At 67.6% G+C, this 18379-nt stretch carries 14 protein-coding genes; 8 read left to right on the forward strand and 6 right to left on the reverse strand.

The window, feature by feature from the left end; translation table 11 throughout:
- The first annotated feature begins 27 nt into the window (after positions 1-27).
- From GJV80_RS04425 to GJV80_RS04445, 5 genes are all read left to right on the forward strand, one after another.
- On the forward strand, positions 28-852 hold the full coding sequence (locus tag GJV80_RS04425) for a Ku protein (protein ID WP_154686849.1): 825 nt from the start codon (positions 28-30) through the stop codon (positions 850-852).
- 203 nt (positions 853-1055) lie between these two features.
- A complete protein-coding gene (locus GJV80_RS04430; protein ID WP_154686850.1) occupies positions 1056-2378 on the forward strand; it encodes an MFS transporter in 1323 nt (440 codons plus the stop codon).
- Positions 2375-3121, forward strand: a complete 747-nt coding sequence (locus GJV80_RS04435; RefSeq protein ID WP_154686851.1) for an SDR family NAD(P)-dependent oxidoreductase — start codon at positions 2375-2377, stop codon at positions 3119-3121. The genes GJV80_RS04430 and GJV80_RS04435 overlap by 4 nt, the downstream gene beginning before the upstream one ends.
- A gap of 113 nt (positions 3122-3234) precedes the next feature.
- Positions 3235-3732, forward strand: coding sequence for a 2,4'-dihydroxyacetophenone dioxygenase family protein (locus GJV80_RS04440; RefSeq protein ID WP_230208130.1), 498 nt, complete (start codon positions 3235-3237; stop codon positions 3730-3732).
- A 77-nt stretch (positions 3733-3809) separates the two neighbouring features.
- On the forward strand, positions 3810-4805 hold the full coding sequence (locus GJV80_RS04445; protein ID WP_195909156.1) for a LysR family transcriptional regulator: 996 nt from the start codon (positions 3810-3812) through the stop codon (positions 4803-4805).
- Between the two features lie 29 nt (positions 4806-4834).
- Here GJV80_RS04445 and GJV80_RS04450 read toward each other — a convergent pair whose 3' ends face one another.
- Positions 4835-5290 carry a hypothetical protein gene (locus tag GJV80_RS04450; protein WP_154686854.1) on the reverse strand — a complete coding sequence of 152 codons (456 nt, stop codon included), beginning with the start codon at positions 5288-5290 and terminating at the stop codon, positions 4835-4837.
- Positions 5291-5322: 32 nt separating this feature from the next.
- Complete coding sequence (locus GJV80_RS04455; RefSeq protein ID WP_154686855.1) at positions 5323-5793, reverse strand: DUF2505 domain-containing protein; 471 nt, start codon at positions 5791-5793, stop codon at positions 5323-5325.
- A 174-nt stretch (positions 5794-5967) separates the two neighbouring features.
- Between GJV80_RS04455 and GJV80_RS04460 the strand changes: the two genes are divergently transcribed.
- On the forward strand, positions 5968-10902 hold the full coding sequence (locus GJV80_RS04460; protein ID WP_154686856.1) for an NAD-glutamate dehydrogenase: 4935 nt from the start codon (positions 5968-5970) through the stop codon (positions 10900-10902).
- Between the two features lie 25 nt (positions 10903-10927).
- Here the strand turns inward: GJV80_RS04460 and GJV80_RS04465 are convergent, their stop codons facing one another.
- Positions 10928-11785, reverse strand: a complete 858-nt coding sequence (locus tag GJV80_RS04465) for a MerR family transcriptional regulator (protein WP_195909157.1) — start codon at positions 11783-11785, stop codon at positions 10928-10930.
- Between the two features lie 102 nt (positions 11786-11887).
- Between GJV80_RS04465 and GJV80_RS04470 the strand changes: the two genes are divergently transcribed.
- Entirely contained in the window at positions 11888-13321 is a 1434-nt protein-coding gene (locus tag GJV80_RS04470) for an MFS transporter (RefSeq protein WP_154686858.1), read from the forward strand.
- 11 nt (positions 13322-13332) lie between these two features.
- On the opposite strand, the gene GJV80_RS04475 is transcribed toward GJV80_RS04470, so the two are convergent.
- The 3 genes from GJV80_RS04475 to GJV80_RS04485 are packed head-to-tail and all read right to left on the reverse strand — an operon-like array spanning position 13333 to position 17389.
- Positions 13333-14850 carry an APC family permease gene (locus tag GJV80_RS04475; protein WP_154686859.1) on the reverse strand — a complete coding sequence of 506 codons (1518 nt, stop codon included), beginning with the start codon at positions 14848-14850 and terminating at the stop codon, positions 13333-13335.
- 23 nt (positions 14851-14873) lie between these two features.
- The gene (locus tag GJV80_RS04480) at positions 14874-16037 is read right to left on the reverse strand and encodes an amidohydrolase family protein (protein WP_154686860.1); all 1164 of its coding nucleotides are present in this window, start codon (positions 16035-16037) and stop codon (positions 14874-14876) included.
- Positions 16037-17389, reverse strand: coding sequence for a glutamine synthetase family protein (locus tag GJV80_RS04485; RefSeq protein ID WP_154686861.1), 1353 nt, complete (start codon positions 17387-17389; stop codon positions 16037-16039). The genes GJV80_RS04480 and GJV80_RS04485 overlap by 1 nt, the downstream gene beginning before the upstream one ends.
- 166 nt (positions 17390-17555) lie before the next feature.
- Here GJV80_RS04485 and GJV80_RS04490 point away from each other — a divergent pair, with 166 nt between their 5' ends.
- Positions 17556-18377, forward strand: coding sequence for a class II glutamine amidotransferase (locus tag GJV80_RS04490; protein ID WP_154686862.1), 822 nt, complete (start codon positions 17556-17558; stop codon positions 18375-18377).
- The last annotated feature ends 2 nt before the right edge of the window (positions 18378-18379 follow it).

Below are 18379 nucleotides of genomic sequence, written 5' to 3' on the forward strand. Positions count from 1 at the left end.
GTCCCCGGTCTGCGGCAGACTGGGCCCATGCCACGCTCCATTTGGAAGGGCGCCATCTCCTTCGGGTTGGTCACGATCCCGGTCAAGTTGTTCTCGGCCACCGAGGAGAAAGACGTCAGTTTCCGACAGGTCCACCCCGAGGACGGGGGTCGGATCAAGTACAAGCGCGTCTGCGACAAGTGCGGCAAGGAGATCCCGTACGCCGAGATCGCCAAGGGTTACGAGATGCCCGACGGCCGGATGGTGATCCTGGACGCCGAGGACATGGCATCGCTGCCGCTGCCCACCATGAAACAGGTGGAGGTCGTCCAGTTCGTCGCTGAGGACGACATCGACCCGACCTATTTCGCCCGCACGTATTTTCTGGAGGCCGAGGGCCCCGGGGTCAAGCCGTACGTCTTGTTGCGGGACGCGCTGCTCAAGACCAACCGTTGCGCGCTGGTGAAGGTCGCGATCCGATCCCGCGAGGCGTTGGCCCTGGTCCGGCCCAAGGACGGCCTGCTGGTGATGCACACCATGCTCTGGCCGGACGAACTGCGGGACGGCAGCTTCGCCGCGCCGTCGGCGGACATCACGGTCTCCGACGGCGAGATCGCCATGGCGCAGAACTTCATCGACGCGCTCGCCGGCGACTTCGACCCGGAGGCCTATACCGACAGCTACCGCCAGGCGGTGGAGACGCTCGTCGAGTCCAAACTCGGGGGCGCCGAACTGCCCGCCGAGGAGGAGGAGCCGCAGGAGGCCGAGGTGGTTGACCTGGTCGCCGCGCTGCGCGCCTCGGTCGAAGCTGCCAAGAAGCGTCGGTCCGATGCCGAGGAGAAGGCGGGCGCAAAGACCGACAAGGCCGTCTGACATCCGCCGGCATCGCGTCTGAGTTGCCGGCCGTGGTCTTCGGGCCGTATCGCGTCCCGACATGAGGGGTATCGCGTTTTGCCGGGTTCCCCCGCCACCGGGGCTCTCGTAGTGTCATCGCGTCGGTTCCTGGACCCTTCGGGCCGAATGCCGCGGGCCGACCCACCGTTGCCACCGGTCCAGCCCCGGCTCACGGGAGAGACATGTCGCTGAAGGTCGCTGTCGCCTCGCCAACCCGGATCGCCGTAGCCCGCACTGTCGTGGTCGGCCTGCTGGTGCTGGCCGGAACGATCAACTACATCGACCGCTCCACGCTGGCGATCGCCAATCACGACGTCAGCACAGAACTCGGTCTGAGCCCGGAGCAGATGGGGCTGTTGTTCTCGGTCTTCTCCTGGGCGTACGCCTTCGCCCAGCTGCCTGCCGGACGGCTACTTGACCGACTGGGGGCCCGGGTCGTGCTGGGCGGCGGGTTGATCGTCTGGTCGGCTGCCCAGTTGTTCGCCGGCCTGTCCCAGGGCTTCGGACAGCTGATCGGCGCCCGGACGCTGCTCGGCCTCGGTGAGTCGCCGACCTTCCCGTCCAACGCCAAGATCAACTCCCAGTGGTTCCCGCCGGACAAGCGGGGTGTCCCGGTCTCGATCGTCAACGCCGCCTCGTCGTTCGGGCCGGCGATCGCTCCGCCGATCCTGACCTGGCTGCTGCTGGCGTATGGCTGGCGGCCGATGTTCGTGATCATCGGCGGCGTCGGCATCGTGATCGGCATCGTCTGGCTGATCATCTATCGCAGCCCCGAGAAGCAGCAGTTCTACAGAGACGGTCTCGCCGCTCTTGGTGTCCAAAACGATGACGCAGACCAGAGCAGACCGTGGTCCCTCCGGGAGTGGTGGTGGCTGCTGCGACATGGCACCAGCTGGGCCATGATCGGTGGGTTCACCGGAGTCATCTATTCGATCTACCTCTACCTGACGTGGCTACCCGACTATCTGCAGAGCGAACGCGGGATGAGTATCGCCCAGACCGGCTGGGCCCTGGTGCTGCCGTACGCCTTCGGTATCTGCGGCTCCCTGGTCGGCGGGATCGTCGGTGATCTGTTCGTGGCCCGAGGGCTGAGTGTGGTCACGGCCCGCAAGATCCCGGTCGTCGGCGGGCTGGTGCTCGGCGGCCTGTTCTCCATCCCCACCGCGCTGGCCCCGACCACCGGTCTGGCGCTGGCGGCGATCTGCGGCGTTCAGCTGTTCATGAACATCGCCAGCGCCGGCGGGTGGGCGATGGCTGCGACGCTGGCCGACAAGCGGACCACGGCGTCGCTGGGCAGCCTGCAGAACTTCGGCGGCTATTTCGGCGGTGCCTTCGCACCGCTGGTCACCGGTATCGTCGTTGACACCACCGGCTCGTTCGTCGTGGCGCTGCTGATTGCGAGTGTGGTTGCCTTGATCGCTGCCGGCCTGTACGCCTGGGGTGTGCGCAAGTCGGTACCTCCGATGCCCTTGGTGACGACGCGGCAGGAGGAGATCGACCGATGATCGGATCGGACACCTTCCGTCCCGACCTGTTCGCCGGCCGGCGAGTGATCGTTACGGGCGGAACCAGCGGCATCGGGCTCGCCGTGTCCGAGGCGTTCGCGAGTCTTGGCGCTGACGTGCTGGCCGCCGGCCTCCGGGCCGAGGCGGTCCCGGCCGATCAGGCCCGGCGACTGACCGTTTCGGACCTGGACGTGACGGATGAGGAGTCGATCGGCGACGTGTTGGGCGCGTTCATCGACACCGGCGGCCGGCTCGATGTGCTGGTCAACTGTGCGGGCATCATCCGGCGGGATGACGAGTTCGAGCCGGAGACCTTCGCCCACGTGCTCGACGTCAATCTGACCGGCACGATGCGCTGCTGCGTCACCGCGCTGCCGGTGCTGCGGCAGAGCGGGGGTTGCGTGATCAACACCGCGTCGCTGCACAGTTTCATCTCCGGCCCGCGCATCCCGGGCTACACCGCAAGCAAGGGCGGTGTCGCCCAGCTCACGAAATCGCTTGCGGCCGCCTGGGCCCGCGACGGCATCCGGGTCAACGCGGTCGCCCCCGGATGGATCACCACGCCACTGACCGCGGCGATCCGGGACACGCCGGCCGGCCGGACGATCACCGACCGGACACCGATGGGCAGGTGGGGGACACCGGCCGAGGTGGCGTCGGCCGTCGTGTTCCTGGCCAGTCCGGCGGCAGGTTACATCACCGGAATCGTACTCGGAGTGGACGGCGGCTTCCTGTCGGCGTGAGGATCACCATCAGGCGATCAGCAGAGATCACCAACGAACAAGATCACCAGTGAACAAGATCACCAACGAACAGGATCAGGGTGACCTGATCACCAACCATCTCGGGAGGGATGATGAGCCAGACACCTGCAATCCCGATCTCCGGCGACGTACCCCCGGAGATCGCCGTGGCCGCGTTACCCGATGACGACCGGGTCTGGGTGCCCCAGGCAGACGGCGTCTTCTTCCGACCGTTGTTGTTGAACCGGATCACCGGGCAGTGGTGCAACCTGCTCAAGGTCACCCGGTCCGGGATCGTCTCCCGCCACCGGCACCCGTCGCTGGTGCTCGGCTACGTGATCAAGGGTAAGTGGAAGTACGACGAACACGACTGGGTCGCTGACGAAGGAAGCTTCGTCTACGAGCCGCCTGGAGAGATCCATTGCCTGCGTGTACCCGACGACTGTGCTGAGATGATCACCTTCTTCAACATCACCGGTGCGATGATCTACGTCGACGAGAACGGCAGACAGGTCGGTTACGAGGATACCTTCACCAAGATCGACCTGTGCCGGGCGCACTACGCCGCCAACGGGTTGGGCGCCGACTACGTCGACCGGTTCTGCCGCTGACGAGCAGTTCCGGATGCCCCTTTTCCTACACTGAACGCGGTCACCGTCGATCGGCCTTCACCGGAAGGGGCAACCTGGTGCACCACCTGTCAGAACAGCTCGCACAACTGCGCGTCGACCGGTTCCGCAGCCTGGTCGCGGTGGCCAGGCACGGCAGCTTCTCCGCGGCCGCCGAGGCGCTTCGGCTGTCCCAGCCGAGGGTGAGCACACATGTCGCGGATCTCGAAAGGGTGTTCCGGACGACCCTGTTCGACCGGTCGTGCAAGCCGATCGCGCTGACCGAATCAGGTCGACGACTCACCGACTATGCACGCCGGATCGTGGACATCCTCGACGAAGCGCAGCACACGGTCGACGTTCCGAGCGGTCGGCTGGCCGGTGCGGTGGTCGTCGGCATGTACCCGTCGGCAGCGGCAGCGATCTTTCCGCAACTGCTGGCCGACCTTGCGGTCGATCATCCCGGCCTCCAGGTCAGCCTGTGGGAAGGCGCGACGCTGGAGCTGGACGGTGCGCTGCTGTCCGGAGACATCGACCTTGCGGTGCGCGCGACCGTGCCGGCTCCCGAGGCCAGAACCCGATTCTCTGCGATCCCGTTGTGGAGCGAACCGTTGGTCGCCGTGGTCCGACCCGACGACGAACTTGTCGGAGGTGCCGAGGACGGGCGACTGCGGCTCGGTGATCTGGACGGCAGGGAGTTGATCACCATCGGCAACCCCGCCGTGCCGTCGCGCGGCACCGGATCGTATGAGAGCCAACTCGCCTTCGCCGGCGCGGGATTGCAGCCCACCATCACTCAACAGACCAATCAGCCGCAGACGCTGCTCGCCCTGGTCGCCGCCGGCGTCGGCGTCGGCGTCACGAACTGGCTTGCGGTCCGGACCGCAGATGATCTTGGACTGCGGGCCTTCACCATCGTCGGTGACGCCTGCCGCCGGGAGGTGTCGATCTGGTGGCGGACCAGCTCGCCACTCGGACCGATCCACCATGCGGTGATCGACCGGTGCCGCCGGTTGGGGAAGCGATTGGCCGCGGAATCACCGCCGACCGACCATCGCCATCCGCAGCCGCAATGAGCTCGGATGGCGGGCCCCTGCGCGAATCGTCAGCTGCCCGGAGGCTGCCGGGCGAAGAGTCGCCGCACGCCGAGCGGCGCGCCCAGCCAGATGATCAACACCAGCGAGAGCACCGTGATCGCGTCGGTGTCGGAGGTGTCGTTGACCACCCGCAGCCGGTCGGGGTGCTGACGGTCGTACTGGATCCACACCGCACCCCGTCCATGACCCCAGTCCGGCGGTGTCACCCGGCAGGCATGCTTGACCCACGCGGTGTGACGCCCGCCCGGGACCGGGAAGTCGACGAGGATCCGCTCATGTCCGGAGTCGGTCGCGAAGCAGTCGATGCCCTGCCTGACGATGTGCCCGTCAGCGGTCACCGCGTACTCGGCGAACCGGTGCAGCCGGTACGCCTTGGCCGCGATTCCGGCCGCCAGCAGGACGGCCACGATGCCGACCAGGATCGCGACCGGGCGAGCAGGCGATCCCAGCAGTGCTTTCAGCACCGTTCCTACAGTTCCCGGAGCGGTGAACCCGCTCAGCGCGTCAGCCAGTCCGCTCCGACCTTCTCCTGGGTCGAGAAGCCGGCCAGCAGGGCCGGTGCTGCGGCCTCCTCGAGTTTCTTGCCCAGCAGCGGAACGTTGACCTTCAACTCGCCCTTCAACGTCAGGACGCTGCCCGCGCCCGCGGCGGCCAACTGGTAGCGGCCGTTGAACGAGACCGGTTGCCCGGGAACCTTCAAGGTCACCACGGCCGATCGGCCGCCGTCACCGTCGGCATCCGCCCAGGCGACATCTTCCACCACGTTCAGGGTCTCGCCGGTGAACGGCCGGGCCGCGTCCGGTGCGGGCAGCTGGCGGCTGGTCTTGACGGTGTTGCCGTCGACGCTCACGTCGTGGCTGCGCGCGTGGGACCGCTGGCAGACCTCCTCCTGGAATGCCTTGTCGGTCAGCATGGCGAAGGCCTTGTCCGGGGTTGCGGCGAACTCGGCGCGGGTATCGATATTCATGGATCACATCATGACCTACCGGCAAAACAGGTCCTCCCGGCAAAGCGGCACCTACCGGCGATACACCACGCCGTCCACCGGTCGGACCGATGAAATCTCCGGTCCGGCGCTAATGTCGGTAGGGGGCGGCGTACAGCGACGTACGTCGACGCGCACACAACAGGATGGTCGGGGTTGCTGAACCGGGAAGCCGAGATCGAACGGCACAAGCACGCCAAACTCAAAGCCGTCGCGTCGCGAGGAGCCGCTGCGGCCAGGGAACTGGGTCAGGATCCTGAACAGGTCCGGGAGTTCCTCGGCCACTACTTCCGGCACGTGGATGCCGACGATGTTGATCTGCGTACCGACGCCGACCTGTTGGGGCTTGTCGCCAACCATTTCCGACTCGCCCAGGATCGCCCGCCCGCCACCTCCAAGGTGCAGGTCTGCACCCCTGATCGGGATTCCGACGGGTGGAGCGCCAACGGTGCCACCGTCGTGCAGATCGTCACCGACGACCAGCCGTTCCTGGTCGATTCGGTCACCATGGAGGTCTCGCGGCAGGGCTGGACGATCCATGAGGTCTTCCATCCCCAGTACTTCGTCCGACGGGATCTGCACGGCAAGCTGCAGTCCGTCGTGCACGCGGCGGAGGCTGCCGGAGACCAGGCCGTGCTCGCCGAGTCCTGGATGCACCTGGAGCTGAGCCCGACCGACGCCGTTGCCGAACTGCCTCCGGCCGAGGCGACGGCGCATCTGGAGAGCGGGCTGCTCGAGGTGCTCCGGCACGTCGGCGAGGCGGTCGCCGACTGGGACAAGATGCGGCTGATGGCCGGCCGCGCCTTCACCGAGATCAAACCCGCGCCCGGCACGAAACAGGACGAGATCGACACCGCCCGCGTGCTGTTGGACTGGCTGGTCGAGGACAACTTCACCTTCCTCGGCTACCGCGAATACACCGCGAGGGCCGAGGATCCGCACGTTCGGGATGCGGAGCCGTCCTACGTGATGGACCCGGTGCCCGGCACCGGGCTCGGCATCCTGCGTGCCGATCAGGCCGCGTCGGGTGCATTCGCCGCACTGCCGCTGCCTGGGGAGAAGCCTCCCCGGCTGTTGGTGATCACGAAGGACAACGCCAAGGCACGGGTGCATCGGCCGAGCTACCTGGACTACATCGGGTTGCGCAGCTTCGACGACGAGGGTCGGGTGATCGGCGAACGCCGGTTCCTCGGGCTGTTCGCCTCGACCGCGTACACGGATTCGGTGACCAGGATCCCGGTGCTGTCGCAGAAGACCTCAGCGATTCTGCAGCGTTCGGGGTACGCCCCGGAGAGTCACGGTGCGAAGGCGATCCTCGATGTGTTGAACGGCTATCCCCGCGACGAGTTGTTCCAGGCGTCGGTCAACGAACTGGCTCAGACCGTCGAGCGGATCAGCCGGCTCAAGGAACGACGTCAGGTCCGGGTCTTCGCCCGACGCGACAGCTACGGCCGCTATCTGTCCTGCCTGGTCTACTTCCCCCGCGATCGATACACGACCGCGGTTCGCAACCGGATGGAACAGGTCCTGGTCGACCTGCTGGGCGACGTGCTCATCGACTACACCACGCGGGTGTCGGAGTCGGTCCTGGCCAGGCTGCATTTCGTTGCCCGGATGCCGGAGGGCCGGACGATCGGCGACGTCGACGTCGCCGAGCTGGAACGTCTGTTCACCGTCGCTGTTCGGTCCTGGGACGACGACTTCGCCGCCCTGATCGATGACCTGCCGGGCGCTGATCAACTGACCAGGATCGCGCGCACCCTGCCCGAGGGGTACAAGGAGGATTTCACACCGGCGCAGGGCATCGCCGATCTTCGGGCGCTGTCCGGGCTGCTGCACGGGGCCGGTCGTCCGGCGACCGGCGCCGACGAACCTGCGACCGACATGGCGCTGGCGCTCTACCGTCCGGATGCCGAAGGTGATCAGGCAGACCTCCGGTTGAAGATCTTCCGGACCAGGGCGGAGCTGTCGTTGTCCCGGGTGTTGCCGCACCTGTCATTGCTGGGCGTCGACGTCGTCGACGAGCATCCCTACGAGTTGCCGTTCGGGACCGCGCCGGACGGACGGCCGCTGACCGCCCACGTGTACGAATTCGGTTTCCGGGTGCCGGGCGGCAAGGCGGCAGTGGCCAAGCGTTGGGACACACCGGCCCGCCGGCTGTTCATGGACGCCTTCCAGGCGTCGTACACCGGGCAGAGCGAGGCAGATCCGTACAACGCCCTGGTGATGGGTGCCGATCTCGGATGGCGCGAGGTCAGCCTGCTCCGCGCGATCGGCCGATATCTGCGGCAGGGTGGGATCACCTACAGCCAGACCTTCATCGCCTCGGCGCTGGCCGACAACGTGGCGATCAGCCGGCAGTTGGTGGCCATGTTCGCCGCCCGCTTCGACCCCGATCTTGATCTTGACCAGGAGACGCGGAACGCCCGCGCCGACGAGATCGTGTCCCGGATCCGAAGCGGGCTGGACGATGTCGCCAGCCTTGACCATGATCGGATCATCCGGGCCTATCTCACGGTGATCAACGCGGTCGTCCGGACCAACTTCTACCAGGCAGGGCGGGACACGATCGCGCTGAAACTCCTTCCGCGCAAGATTCCCGGACTGCCGGAACCGCGGCCCGCCTACGAGATCTACGTCTATTCGCCGCGGGTCGAGGGGGTTCATCTGCGATTCGGTCCGGTGGCCCGCGGCGGGTTGCGCTGGTCGGACCGGTCCGAGGACTTCCGCACCGAGGTGCTCGGTCTGGTCAAGGCGCAGATGGTGAAGAACGCGGTGATCGTCCCGGTCGGAGCGAAGGGCGGTTTCTACTGCAAGCAGCTGCCCGATCCTGGCACCGACCGCGACGCCTGGATGGCCGAAGGGGTCGCCTGCTACAAGCTGTTCGTCGGCAGCCTGCTGGACATCACCGACAACATCGTTGCCGGACAGCTGGTCGCGCCCGATCGGGCGATCGGCTACGACGACAACGACCCGTATCTGGTGGTCGCCGCCGACAAGGGCACCGCGACCTTCTCCGACATCGCCAACCAGGTCGCCGTCGCTCGCGGCTATTGGCTCGGTGACGCGTTCGCCTCCGGTGGTTCGGCCGGTTACGACCACAAGCGCATGGGGATCACTGCCCGTGGCGCGTGGGAATCGGTCAAGCGGCATTTCCGCGAACTCGGCGTCGACGTCCAGAACCAGGAGGTCACCGTCGTCGGAATCGGTGACATGAGCGGCGACGTGTTCGGCAACGGCATGTTGCTCAGCAAGCATCTCAAGCTGGTCGCCGCGTTCGATCATCGACACGTCTTCATCGATCCGCATCCCGACCCGGCAGTCTCCTGGACCGAACGCAAGCGGATGTTCGATCTGCCGCGGTCGAGCTGGAACGACTACGACAAGAGCCTGATCTCCCCGGGCGGTGGCATCTTTGCCCGGCATCTCAAGGCGATCAAGATCACCGACGAGATGCGCGATGTGCTGGGCATCGACGACGGGGTGACGAAGCTGTCGCCGGCGGAGATGATCAGCGCCGTTCTCAAGGCTCCGGTCGACCTGCTGTGGAACGGCGGGGTGGGCACCTATGTCAAGGCGGCAGCAGAGAGCAACGCCGATGTCGGCGACAAGGCCAACGACTACCTGCGGGTCAACGGTGCCGATCTGCGCGCCCGATGTGTCGGCGAGGGCGGAAACCTCGGTTTCACCCAATTGGGGCGGATCGAGTACGCGGCAGCCGGCGGCAAGATCAACACCGACTTCATCGACAACTCCGCGGGAGTCGACACCAGCGATCACGAGGTCAATATCAAGATCCTGCTGGCCGACGAGGTCGCCTCCGGCCGGCTCAGCGCCGATGACCGGGTCGCATTGCTGACCGAGATGACCGACGACGTCGCCGATCTGGTGTTGGCCAACAACGACGGGCAGAATTTGGCCTTGGCCAACAGCGCGTTCGAGGCGGCATCGATGGCCGGCGTGCATGAGGACTGGATGCAGCGGCTCGCCGGGCAGGGGCTGCTCGATCGCCAGCTGGAATTCCTGCCGTCAACCCAGGAGATGACCCAGCGGCGCGCCGGGGGAGCCGGGCTGACAGTACCGGAGCTGTCGGTGCTGCTTGCCTACACCAAGATCGTTCTGGATCGGGAGGTGTTGCAGACGAACCTCCCCGACGATCCTGATCTGGCACATCTGCTGGTCGAGTACTTCCCGCCGAAACTGCGGGAGCGATACGCGGAGCTGATGCCGCGCCATCAGCTGCACCGCGAGATCATCTCGACCATCGCTGTCAACCAGTTCGTCAATCAGTCCGGCATCACCTGCTTCCACCGGCTGAGCATCGAGACGCCCGCAACGACCGCGGATCTGATCCGTGCCCAGGTGTCGGCCCGCATGCTGTTCGACGCCGACGACCTGGAAGCGCGTATCCGGCGGCTCGATCACCAGATCGACGCCGACACCCAGACCCGGCTGCGGCTCGAGGTTCGCAAGCTGGTGGAGCGGTCGACGCGCTGGCTGATCGCCAACCGGCGGGGCTCGCTGCGGATCCGCGATGTGGTCGACCAGTTCTCCTCAGGCGTCCGGGCCGTTGTCGAGGCGCTGCCGCGGGTACTGTCCGGACGCGATGTCGAGGCGTTCGACCGTGGCCGTACCCGATACGAGATGGCCGGTGCGGATGCCGGGCTGGCGTCCGCCGTCGCCCTGCTGCCACCGGCGTACGCGGCCCTGTCGATCACCCAGACAGCGGTTCGTGATCATCACGATCCGGTTCGGGTCGCCGAACTGCACTTCACCCTCGGCCAGCGGCTCGGCCTGGACCGCCTGCTGGACCGGATCACCTCGCTGCCGCGGGATGACCGGTGGGAGACGATGGCACGGGCCGCGCTCCGGGACGACCTCCACGCCGTACAGACCCAGCTGACCGCCGAGATGCTGGCACTCGGCGATGCGGACACCGAGTCGGCCGAACTCATCGACCGTTGGGAGAAATCGATCGGTTCCATCGACCGGGAGATCGCCACGATCATCGACATCAGCGACTCCGAACCGGATCTCGCACGGTTGTCGGTCGGCCTGCGGACGGTCCGCTCGCTGCTGGGGTCCTCCTGATCGGTGCCGGGTTCTCCGGTGGGCGTCACTGCAGCCGGAACACCGGCCAGCAGACCTCGGTCCGCAATCCCTCGTCCGGGGCGTCGACCGGATCGAGATGATGTTCCCGGATCGGTCCGGCGACCCCGATCGCACGTTCGGTGACATAGGTGCCGAGTCGGGCGTAACTGCGGTCCAGCTCGGTACAACTGCCGTGATGGGTGGTGACGGCAAGCTCAGCCGCCGGTAGTTGCGACAGTTCGATCCCGGCGCCGAGGTCGAAATCGTCGTCGGGCTCACCCGGGGCCAGTCCCACCGGAACGAAGGCGACCACCTTGGAGGTGACGACCTCGTCGAGGTCGGCGAATCCGCTGTCGGTGAAGAATTCGGCGAAGTACAGCGACCCGTCCGGGCCGCTGCGCTGCAGGCCGGTGGCCGACAGGGCGTCGGCGAGTGTTCGTCGCGCCGAGTTCAGCCAGGGGCCGCCGGTCTGGATCGACGAATTGGTCGACACGGTCAGCGCCCAGCAGGGCTCGAGATGCCGATGCTCGACGACCAGCGGTTCGGTGTCGGCCTGCAACAACTGACGCAGCGACTGGACCGCCGATCGGGTCTCGGCCAGCCGCGTCTCCATCCGTTGCAGGTGACTGATGATCGCCGCATTCCTGGTCTCGACATCGGACGCGTTCAGGACCTGGCGGATCTCCTCCAGCGGCATTCCGAAGCCGCGCAGCCGCAGGATCACCTGGGCGTCGGCCAGCTGATCTGTGCTGTAGCGCCGGTAGCTGGTGTAGGCATCGACGTCGGCGGGTTTCAGCAAACCGACGTCGTGGTAGTGCCGGAGGGTCTTGACGCTCAGGAACGACATCCGGGAGAAGTCGCCGATGGTCACGAGGTTGGCCATGCCGAACATTCTCGGGTCTCCGGTAGGGGGAGAGTCCAGTCATTTCGTCGGGTGTGAAACGCCTCTTGACCCTCCGGTAACAGGAGACCCGAGAACAGATGCATGACGACATCACTTCTTGGTCAGACGGACCGGGGCCCGGAACTGCGGCCCACGCGGTTGCGCAAGTGGGCACCGTTACCGGTGCTGATGATCGCCACCACGATGGCGATCCTGGACTTCTTCATCGTCAACGTCGCTCTGCCGGACATCCAGTCCGAGCTGCACACCGGTTCGGCGACCGTGCAATGGGTGGTGGCCGGCTACGGGCTGACCATGGCGATCTTCCTCATCTCCGGCGGACGGCTCGCCGACCGGTACGGCCGCCGACTCGTTCTCGCCATCGGGATCGGGATCTTCGCCATCGCCTCGCTGGCCTGCGGACTGGCTTCCGGGCCCGGACTGCTGATCGCGGCCCGGTTGGTCCAGGGCGTCGGCGGCGCCCTGATGTCGCCGACGGTGTTGGCGATCATCGGCGCACTGTATTTCGGAGCCGATCGTCGGCGTGCCCTCGGTGTCTACGGTCTGGTGATGGGCGGTGCCGCCGTCGGCGGCCAGCTGATCGGTGGGCTGTTGATCAACGCCGACCTGCTCGGAACGGGGTGGCGGGCGATCTTCTTGATCAATCTGCCGTTGTCGGCACTCGCGCTGGCGTTGTTGCGGATCGTTCCGCCGTCCAGGGCGGCTGCCCGCCGCCCGGTCGATCTGGTCGGTCTCGCGCTCGTCGGAGCCGCACTCGGGATGATGATGCTCGCTCTGGTCCAGGGCCGTGCGATGGGCTGGCCGCTGTGGTCCTGGCTGAGTCTTGCGGCCGCCGGCGCGTTGCTCGGTGGCGCTGTGGTGCAACAACGCCGGCTGGCCGCCCGCGGTGCCGCTCCGCTGTTCGACCCGGCGGCGTTCGTGTCCCGGACTGTCCGGGCCGGCCTGTTGGCGACCCTCATCTACCAGGCCAACCAGCCGCCGCTGTACCTGATCCTTGCGTTGTACCTCCAGCAGGGCAGGGGAATGGGTCCGGTCGGCTCGGGACTGGTGTTCAGCGTGATCGCCGCCGGCTATCTGATCACCTCGCTGCCGGCGCCCTCGCTGACCCACCGGTACGGCCGGCGGGTGCTGGTGGCCGCTGCCGCAATCCTGGTGGTCGGGTTCGCGGTCCTGGCCGGCACGCTGCTCCGGATCGGGGACGGCGGACCGGTGGCCGCGTTGCTGCCGGCACTGATGATCATCGGGCTCGGTCAGGGGCTCGGGTTGAATTCCCTGACAGCGTTGGTGATCGCCGGCGCCGACCCCGACCACGTCGGTGCGGTCGCCGGAGTGCAGGCGACCGTCCAGCAGGTCGGGGCGGCGGTCGGCGTGGCGATGCTCGGCCTGGTGTTCTTCGGCCTGGCCGATCATGGTCTCGGGTTCGCCTTCGCCGTCTCGGCCCTGGTGCTCGCCGGCCTGATGATCGTCGTCGGCCTGCTGTCCCGGCTGCTGCCGGCCGGCAGCGGACTTCGGTGACCGCAGGTGATCTAGTGCTGGGCGTCGCTGGGCTCCGCCGGTTGCAAGCCCTCGGAACGGGTGAGCCGTTCTCCGGCGCGCCGGGCGGCGGCCGGCCGGGCGAGCACCACGACCAGGACGATCACCAGCATCGCGATCGACAGGCCGGGTCCCCACAACGCGGACCCGCTGGGCAGCGGAACGACGTTGCGAAACAGGGTGTAGGCAAGCAACAGCATGGCCAGCACCGGAATCACCAGTTCCCACCGGGCCACCGGCTTGACACCCGGAGCCGCCGGTCCGGAGAAGAACAGCAGTTTGACGCAGCCGACGGTCGCCAGCCCGTACGCGATCAGCAGGATCAGGGTGCCGGCGGTGCCGCTGTCGATGAACAGTTGCAGCGACGGTGCCCCGAAGATCATCGCTACCAGCTCGACAACGAAGATCACCGCGATCGACGCGGTGACGGCACGATGCGGCACACCGTGCCGATCATGAACGTCGGCCAGGATCCTCGGTCCGAGACCGTCCCGGCTGAGCGCGAAGATCAACCGGGAGGAACCGACCACCGTCGCCAGGGCACAGGCAGCGGCCGACACGGTGGCACCGATGGTGATCAGCACACCGAGCCACGGTGCCACCCAGTCCGAGGCCAGCTCGCCGATCAACGAACCGGAGTTGATGAAGGTCTTGATGCCGGCCTGGTCGGCGCCGTAGGCCATCACCTCGACGGCGGTGACGACGACGAAGAACACGCCGCCGAAGATCGCCGTCCCGAGGATCGCCCGGGGGATGTCGCGCTTGGGTTCCCTGGCCTCCTCACCCAGGGTCGCCGCAGCCTCGAAACCGGCGAAGGACAGGAAGCCGAAGACGATGCCGAGGAAGACCGTCGAGGCGTCGTGGCCGGCCACACTGAAGACCGAGAGATCGAATCCCGGGCCCTGTGGCGCGCTGCCCGAAAGCAGCTTGATCAACACGATCACCGTGACGATCAGGATCAGCCCGACGGTGACGGTCTCGGTGATGAACAGCACCCGCGTCCCGCCCTTGGCCTGACGGCTGGCCAGGAACCACACCACGGCCAGCGCCACCCAGGCGAAGACGTACGCCATGAAGTCGGGTGCGTCCGGCCACAACCCGGACGCGGACACGAGATCATTGATGAATCGGCCCGCGGCCATCGAGGTGACCACGCCGTAGAACAGGTAGGTGCCGGCGTTCAACCAGCCGGCGATGATCCCGGTGCGCGGGCCGAGGGTGACGCCCACGAAGCCGTACACACTGCCGGAGTGGCTGAACCGCTGGCTCAGCCGGACGAAGGTGTACGCGATCAGCAGGACGCCGACGGTCGCCAGCGCGAAGGCGAGCGGTACCGCCCGGCCGACAACCGACGCCGTACCCTGCGGGTTGATGTTGGCGGCCATCGACGGCGCCATCAACGCCAGGGAAACGCCGATGGCCTGCCACACACTGAGGTTGCGTTTCAGCCGGCTGCCGTGCGATACGACGCCGGACGGTGTGCCGGATGGTGTGCTGGATGGTTCGGTCATCGGTGCTCCTGGTGGCTGGTGGTTCAGAGCCGGTAGAGCCGGCGCGCGTTGGTTGAGGCGATCAGGTCGGCGATCCGCAAGGCATCGGCCAGTGACCAATGCCCGTCGTCGACGAAGGACGCCAACACGGCGGCGGTACCGGCCCGCCACAGATGGGCGCCGAGATAGTGCAGCTCCGCGGGCCCGTAGGCGTCGGAGGAGTAGAGCAGCTTGCGGAAGGGAGCAAGTTCCAGGCTGCGGGCCAGCAGGTCCTTGCTCCGCCCGCCCAGATGGTTGACGGCCAACCCGACGTCGAGATGGACCCCGGCGAACGCCTGCGCCAGATAGCCCGCCTGGCGCTCGTACGGATAGCAGTGCAGCAGCGCGATCGAGGCGTTCGTTGCGATCGGGTCGCGCAGCAGCGGGAGCAGCAGCAGTGGGTCCGTCAGGCCGAGATCCTCGTCCCGGTCGCCGAAGCCGACGTGGAACTGCACCGGCAGCCCGGCCGACCTGGCCTGCAGCGCCAGCGCGGTCCGAATGCCGAAGCACAGCAGCAGCGGATCGGCCAGGCGACGGCCGCCGCTGTCCGCCCAGCGGCGGGCGGCCTCGTTGACCGCACTCGGCGACGGCTCGGACCAGTCGATCGCGAATCCGGTGCGGTAGGCGATCACGGTCTTGAAGCCGACCGCCCCCTGCCGGTCGGTCTCTGCCGCCAACAAGTCCGCGAAGTTGCGCGCATAGTCCGGTCCCGAGGTCAGTGCCTGTTCGGCCACCGACTCCAACCGCAACACGGTGCGTGCGGTCCCGCCGGCAACCCTCGCCAGCTGCTCGGGACTGCAGATGTCCCGCCCGAATCCGGTGTCGACCAGCCAGTCCTGGATTCCCGCAGCGGGCAGTAGCCGTTCTGCCACCGCCGCCTCTCCGATGCTGTCGCGTCGTCTCCAGTACGCGTCCGGGTCGGCGTGTGCCGGCAGGCCGAGCAGCGGGGCGCAATGCGCCCGGACCGCGAAGCCCAGCTGGGTGTCGAACGCCGAGTCCCAGCCGGGAAGCGGATCGGTGTTGGCCTCGTTGAGCGCGTTCTCGAAGCGCCCCCGCGAGCCGTCGGAGAGCCAGCATCCGTGTACGTGGTGGTCGACCGGCCGGAGCGTTTGCAGCCGTTCGGCCAGTTCCGTCGCGGTGCGGTCGGCGGTCGCGTTCGAGACCCGCATCAGAACCCCCAGGCGAAGCGGAAGCGGTCGGCGAGAACGGCCGGTTCGAGGTTTCCGTAGTGCTCGGCCTCGTATCGCCGGCCGGCCAGGATGGTGTCGACCAACCGGTCGCCGAGCAGCGCCCGGACGTCCGCGCTGGCGTCCAACCGGTCCAGAGCCGCACGCTGGTCGGTGGTCAGCACGGCGATGCCGGCCGCGTCACGCTCCGCCTGCGACATGGTCCCCGGATCACGTACGGTCTCGGCGGGGAGCGAGGTGTGCTTGGTGATGCCGTCGAGCATCGCCGCCAGGACCGCGGCCGAGGCGACGTAGGCCGATGTCGACGGGTCGATGATCTTGACCTCGACATGGGCGCCGCGCGGGTTGCCGCCGGTCGCCGCGATCAATCGGACGGCGACCTCCCGGTTCTCCAGTCCCCAGGCGGCGTGGGCACCGGCCCAGGTGCCGGGAGCCATCCGGACGGTCGACAACACCGAGCCGGCCAGCACGGCCTGGAGGTCGCTGATCAACTCCACCACCCGGCCGATCGCCGCCATCCCGTCGGCCGTCAGGCCGTGCGGCCCGTCACCGCCGGAGAACAGCGGCGTGTCGTCTCGGATCAGCGAGAAGTGCTGATGTGCGCCGTTGCCCGCGTCCGTGGCCTGCGGCTTGGGCGAGAAGGAAACCGCGTAACCGGTCCGACGGGCGACCCGCTGGACGACCAGCCGGGCCAGCACCAGGGCGTCCGCGGCGGCAACCGGTGCCTGCGGCGCCAGGGCGAACTCGAACTGCCGGACCGCGTACTCCGGGTGCAGCTGGTCGATCTGCAGCCCGGCCCGCTCAGCGTCGGCGTACAGCTCCCGGATGAAGTCCTCATGCTGGATGACACCGGCCAGCGAGTACGGCGCCCACCCGGTCGCCGGCAGGGCGGAGCCGTCGGCAGCGGCCAACTGGAACTCCAGTTCATGCCCGACCCGGGCGCCGATGCCCGCCTCCCGCAGCGCCGCCTCGACCCTGACCAGCGCGCTGCGGGTGCACTCGGGCACCGGGCCGCCGTCCTGGGTGACGAAGATCGCCGGCGCCCAGGCCAGCCCGTCGCCGATCACCCGGATCGCCTCCGGCTCGACCCGCAGGCGCAGGTCGCCGACCGGAGTGATGTCCTCGGTGAAGGCGATGCCGCCGTGGTCGATGGCGAAACCGTGCCAGGTGGGCGATGCGCCGAGGCCGCTGCCGGCGAACACGTCGGCCCGCCCGGTCGGCACGGTCTTGGCCAGCAGCAGGCCGTTGGGGTTCCAGATCGTCCCGGCCAGGAACCGTACGGACTGGTCGGTCAGGCGTTGGGCCAGCGACCCCGTCGTCGACTCATTCGGCATGGCCCTATCCTCCGGCAGATTCGTGTCGAATGTGTTACGGCTGCGACAGATTTCTCATCATGTTGGACCTGTAACATTCTGACCGCGGGGCGCGACGGGCTGTGTGGTGCCACTCGGTCGGGCGTCCGGCCCCGCGAGCGTCGGGTGATCTGTCGAAGGGAGCACGATGTGCCGCCTGCTCGGGCGTGCGTCGCTTGACCCGATCACTGATCGGGAGGCGATCGGCACGGAGCACTGCTCGGAGTTCCAACGCCTCGGCCGGTTACATGCCGACGGCTGGGGCACCGCGTGGCTGGCCGAGGACGGCTCGATGGCACGGCTGCGGGACCCCGGCGACCCGGTGGCCGCTGCATCGCTGACCGATGCCCTCAACGGCACGCCGTGCCGGGTCCGGGTCACTCATCTCCGGTTGGCCACGACCGGCATGGCCAACGTGGTGGACAACACCCATCCCTTCCGGTGGGGGGACATCGTGCTCGCCCACAACGGCAGCGTCACCCCGGTCGGCAGGCTGCGCGAGCTGGTCACCGCCGAGGAGATCGCGCGGATCGGTGGCACGACCGATTCGGCACTGGTCTTCGCACTGGTCGTCCGCCGGGTCGAGCAGGGCGTGCCGCTCTTCAGTGCGGTGACCGACGTTGTCGAGGAGCTCAAGAACCGCTTCCCCCGGGCTGCACTCAACCTGTTGGTGGCGTCCGGCACGGAGCTGATCGCCGTGCACGCCAACGCCGGAGCGCCGATCCCCCGGGACGACTTCGCCGCTTCCGGCCTTGGCGAGGACCTGCCGCGCGACCACGTCGACCACTACTACCGGATGTCCTGGCTACAGGGCCGACGGTCGGTCGTCTTCAGTTCCAGCGGTCTGGCCACCGAGGGTTGGACGCCGATGGCGCAGAACTCGGCTGCCCGGGTGGACCTGAGGAGTCTGGCGGTGGAGTTCCGCACGATCGGTGGACGGGCCGGCACCCGTACCGGGGAAGCCGCCTGAGC

It is taken from the genome of Microlunatus sp. Gsoil 973 (genome assembly GCF_009707365.1).
In the GTDB taxonomy this organism is placed as follows: domain Bacteria; phylum Actinomycetota; class Actinomycetes; order Propionibacteriales; family Propionibacteriaceae; genus Microlunatus.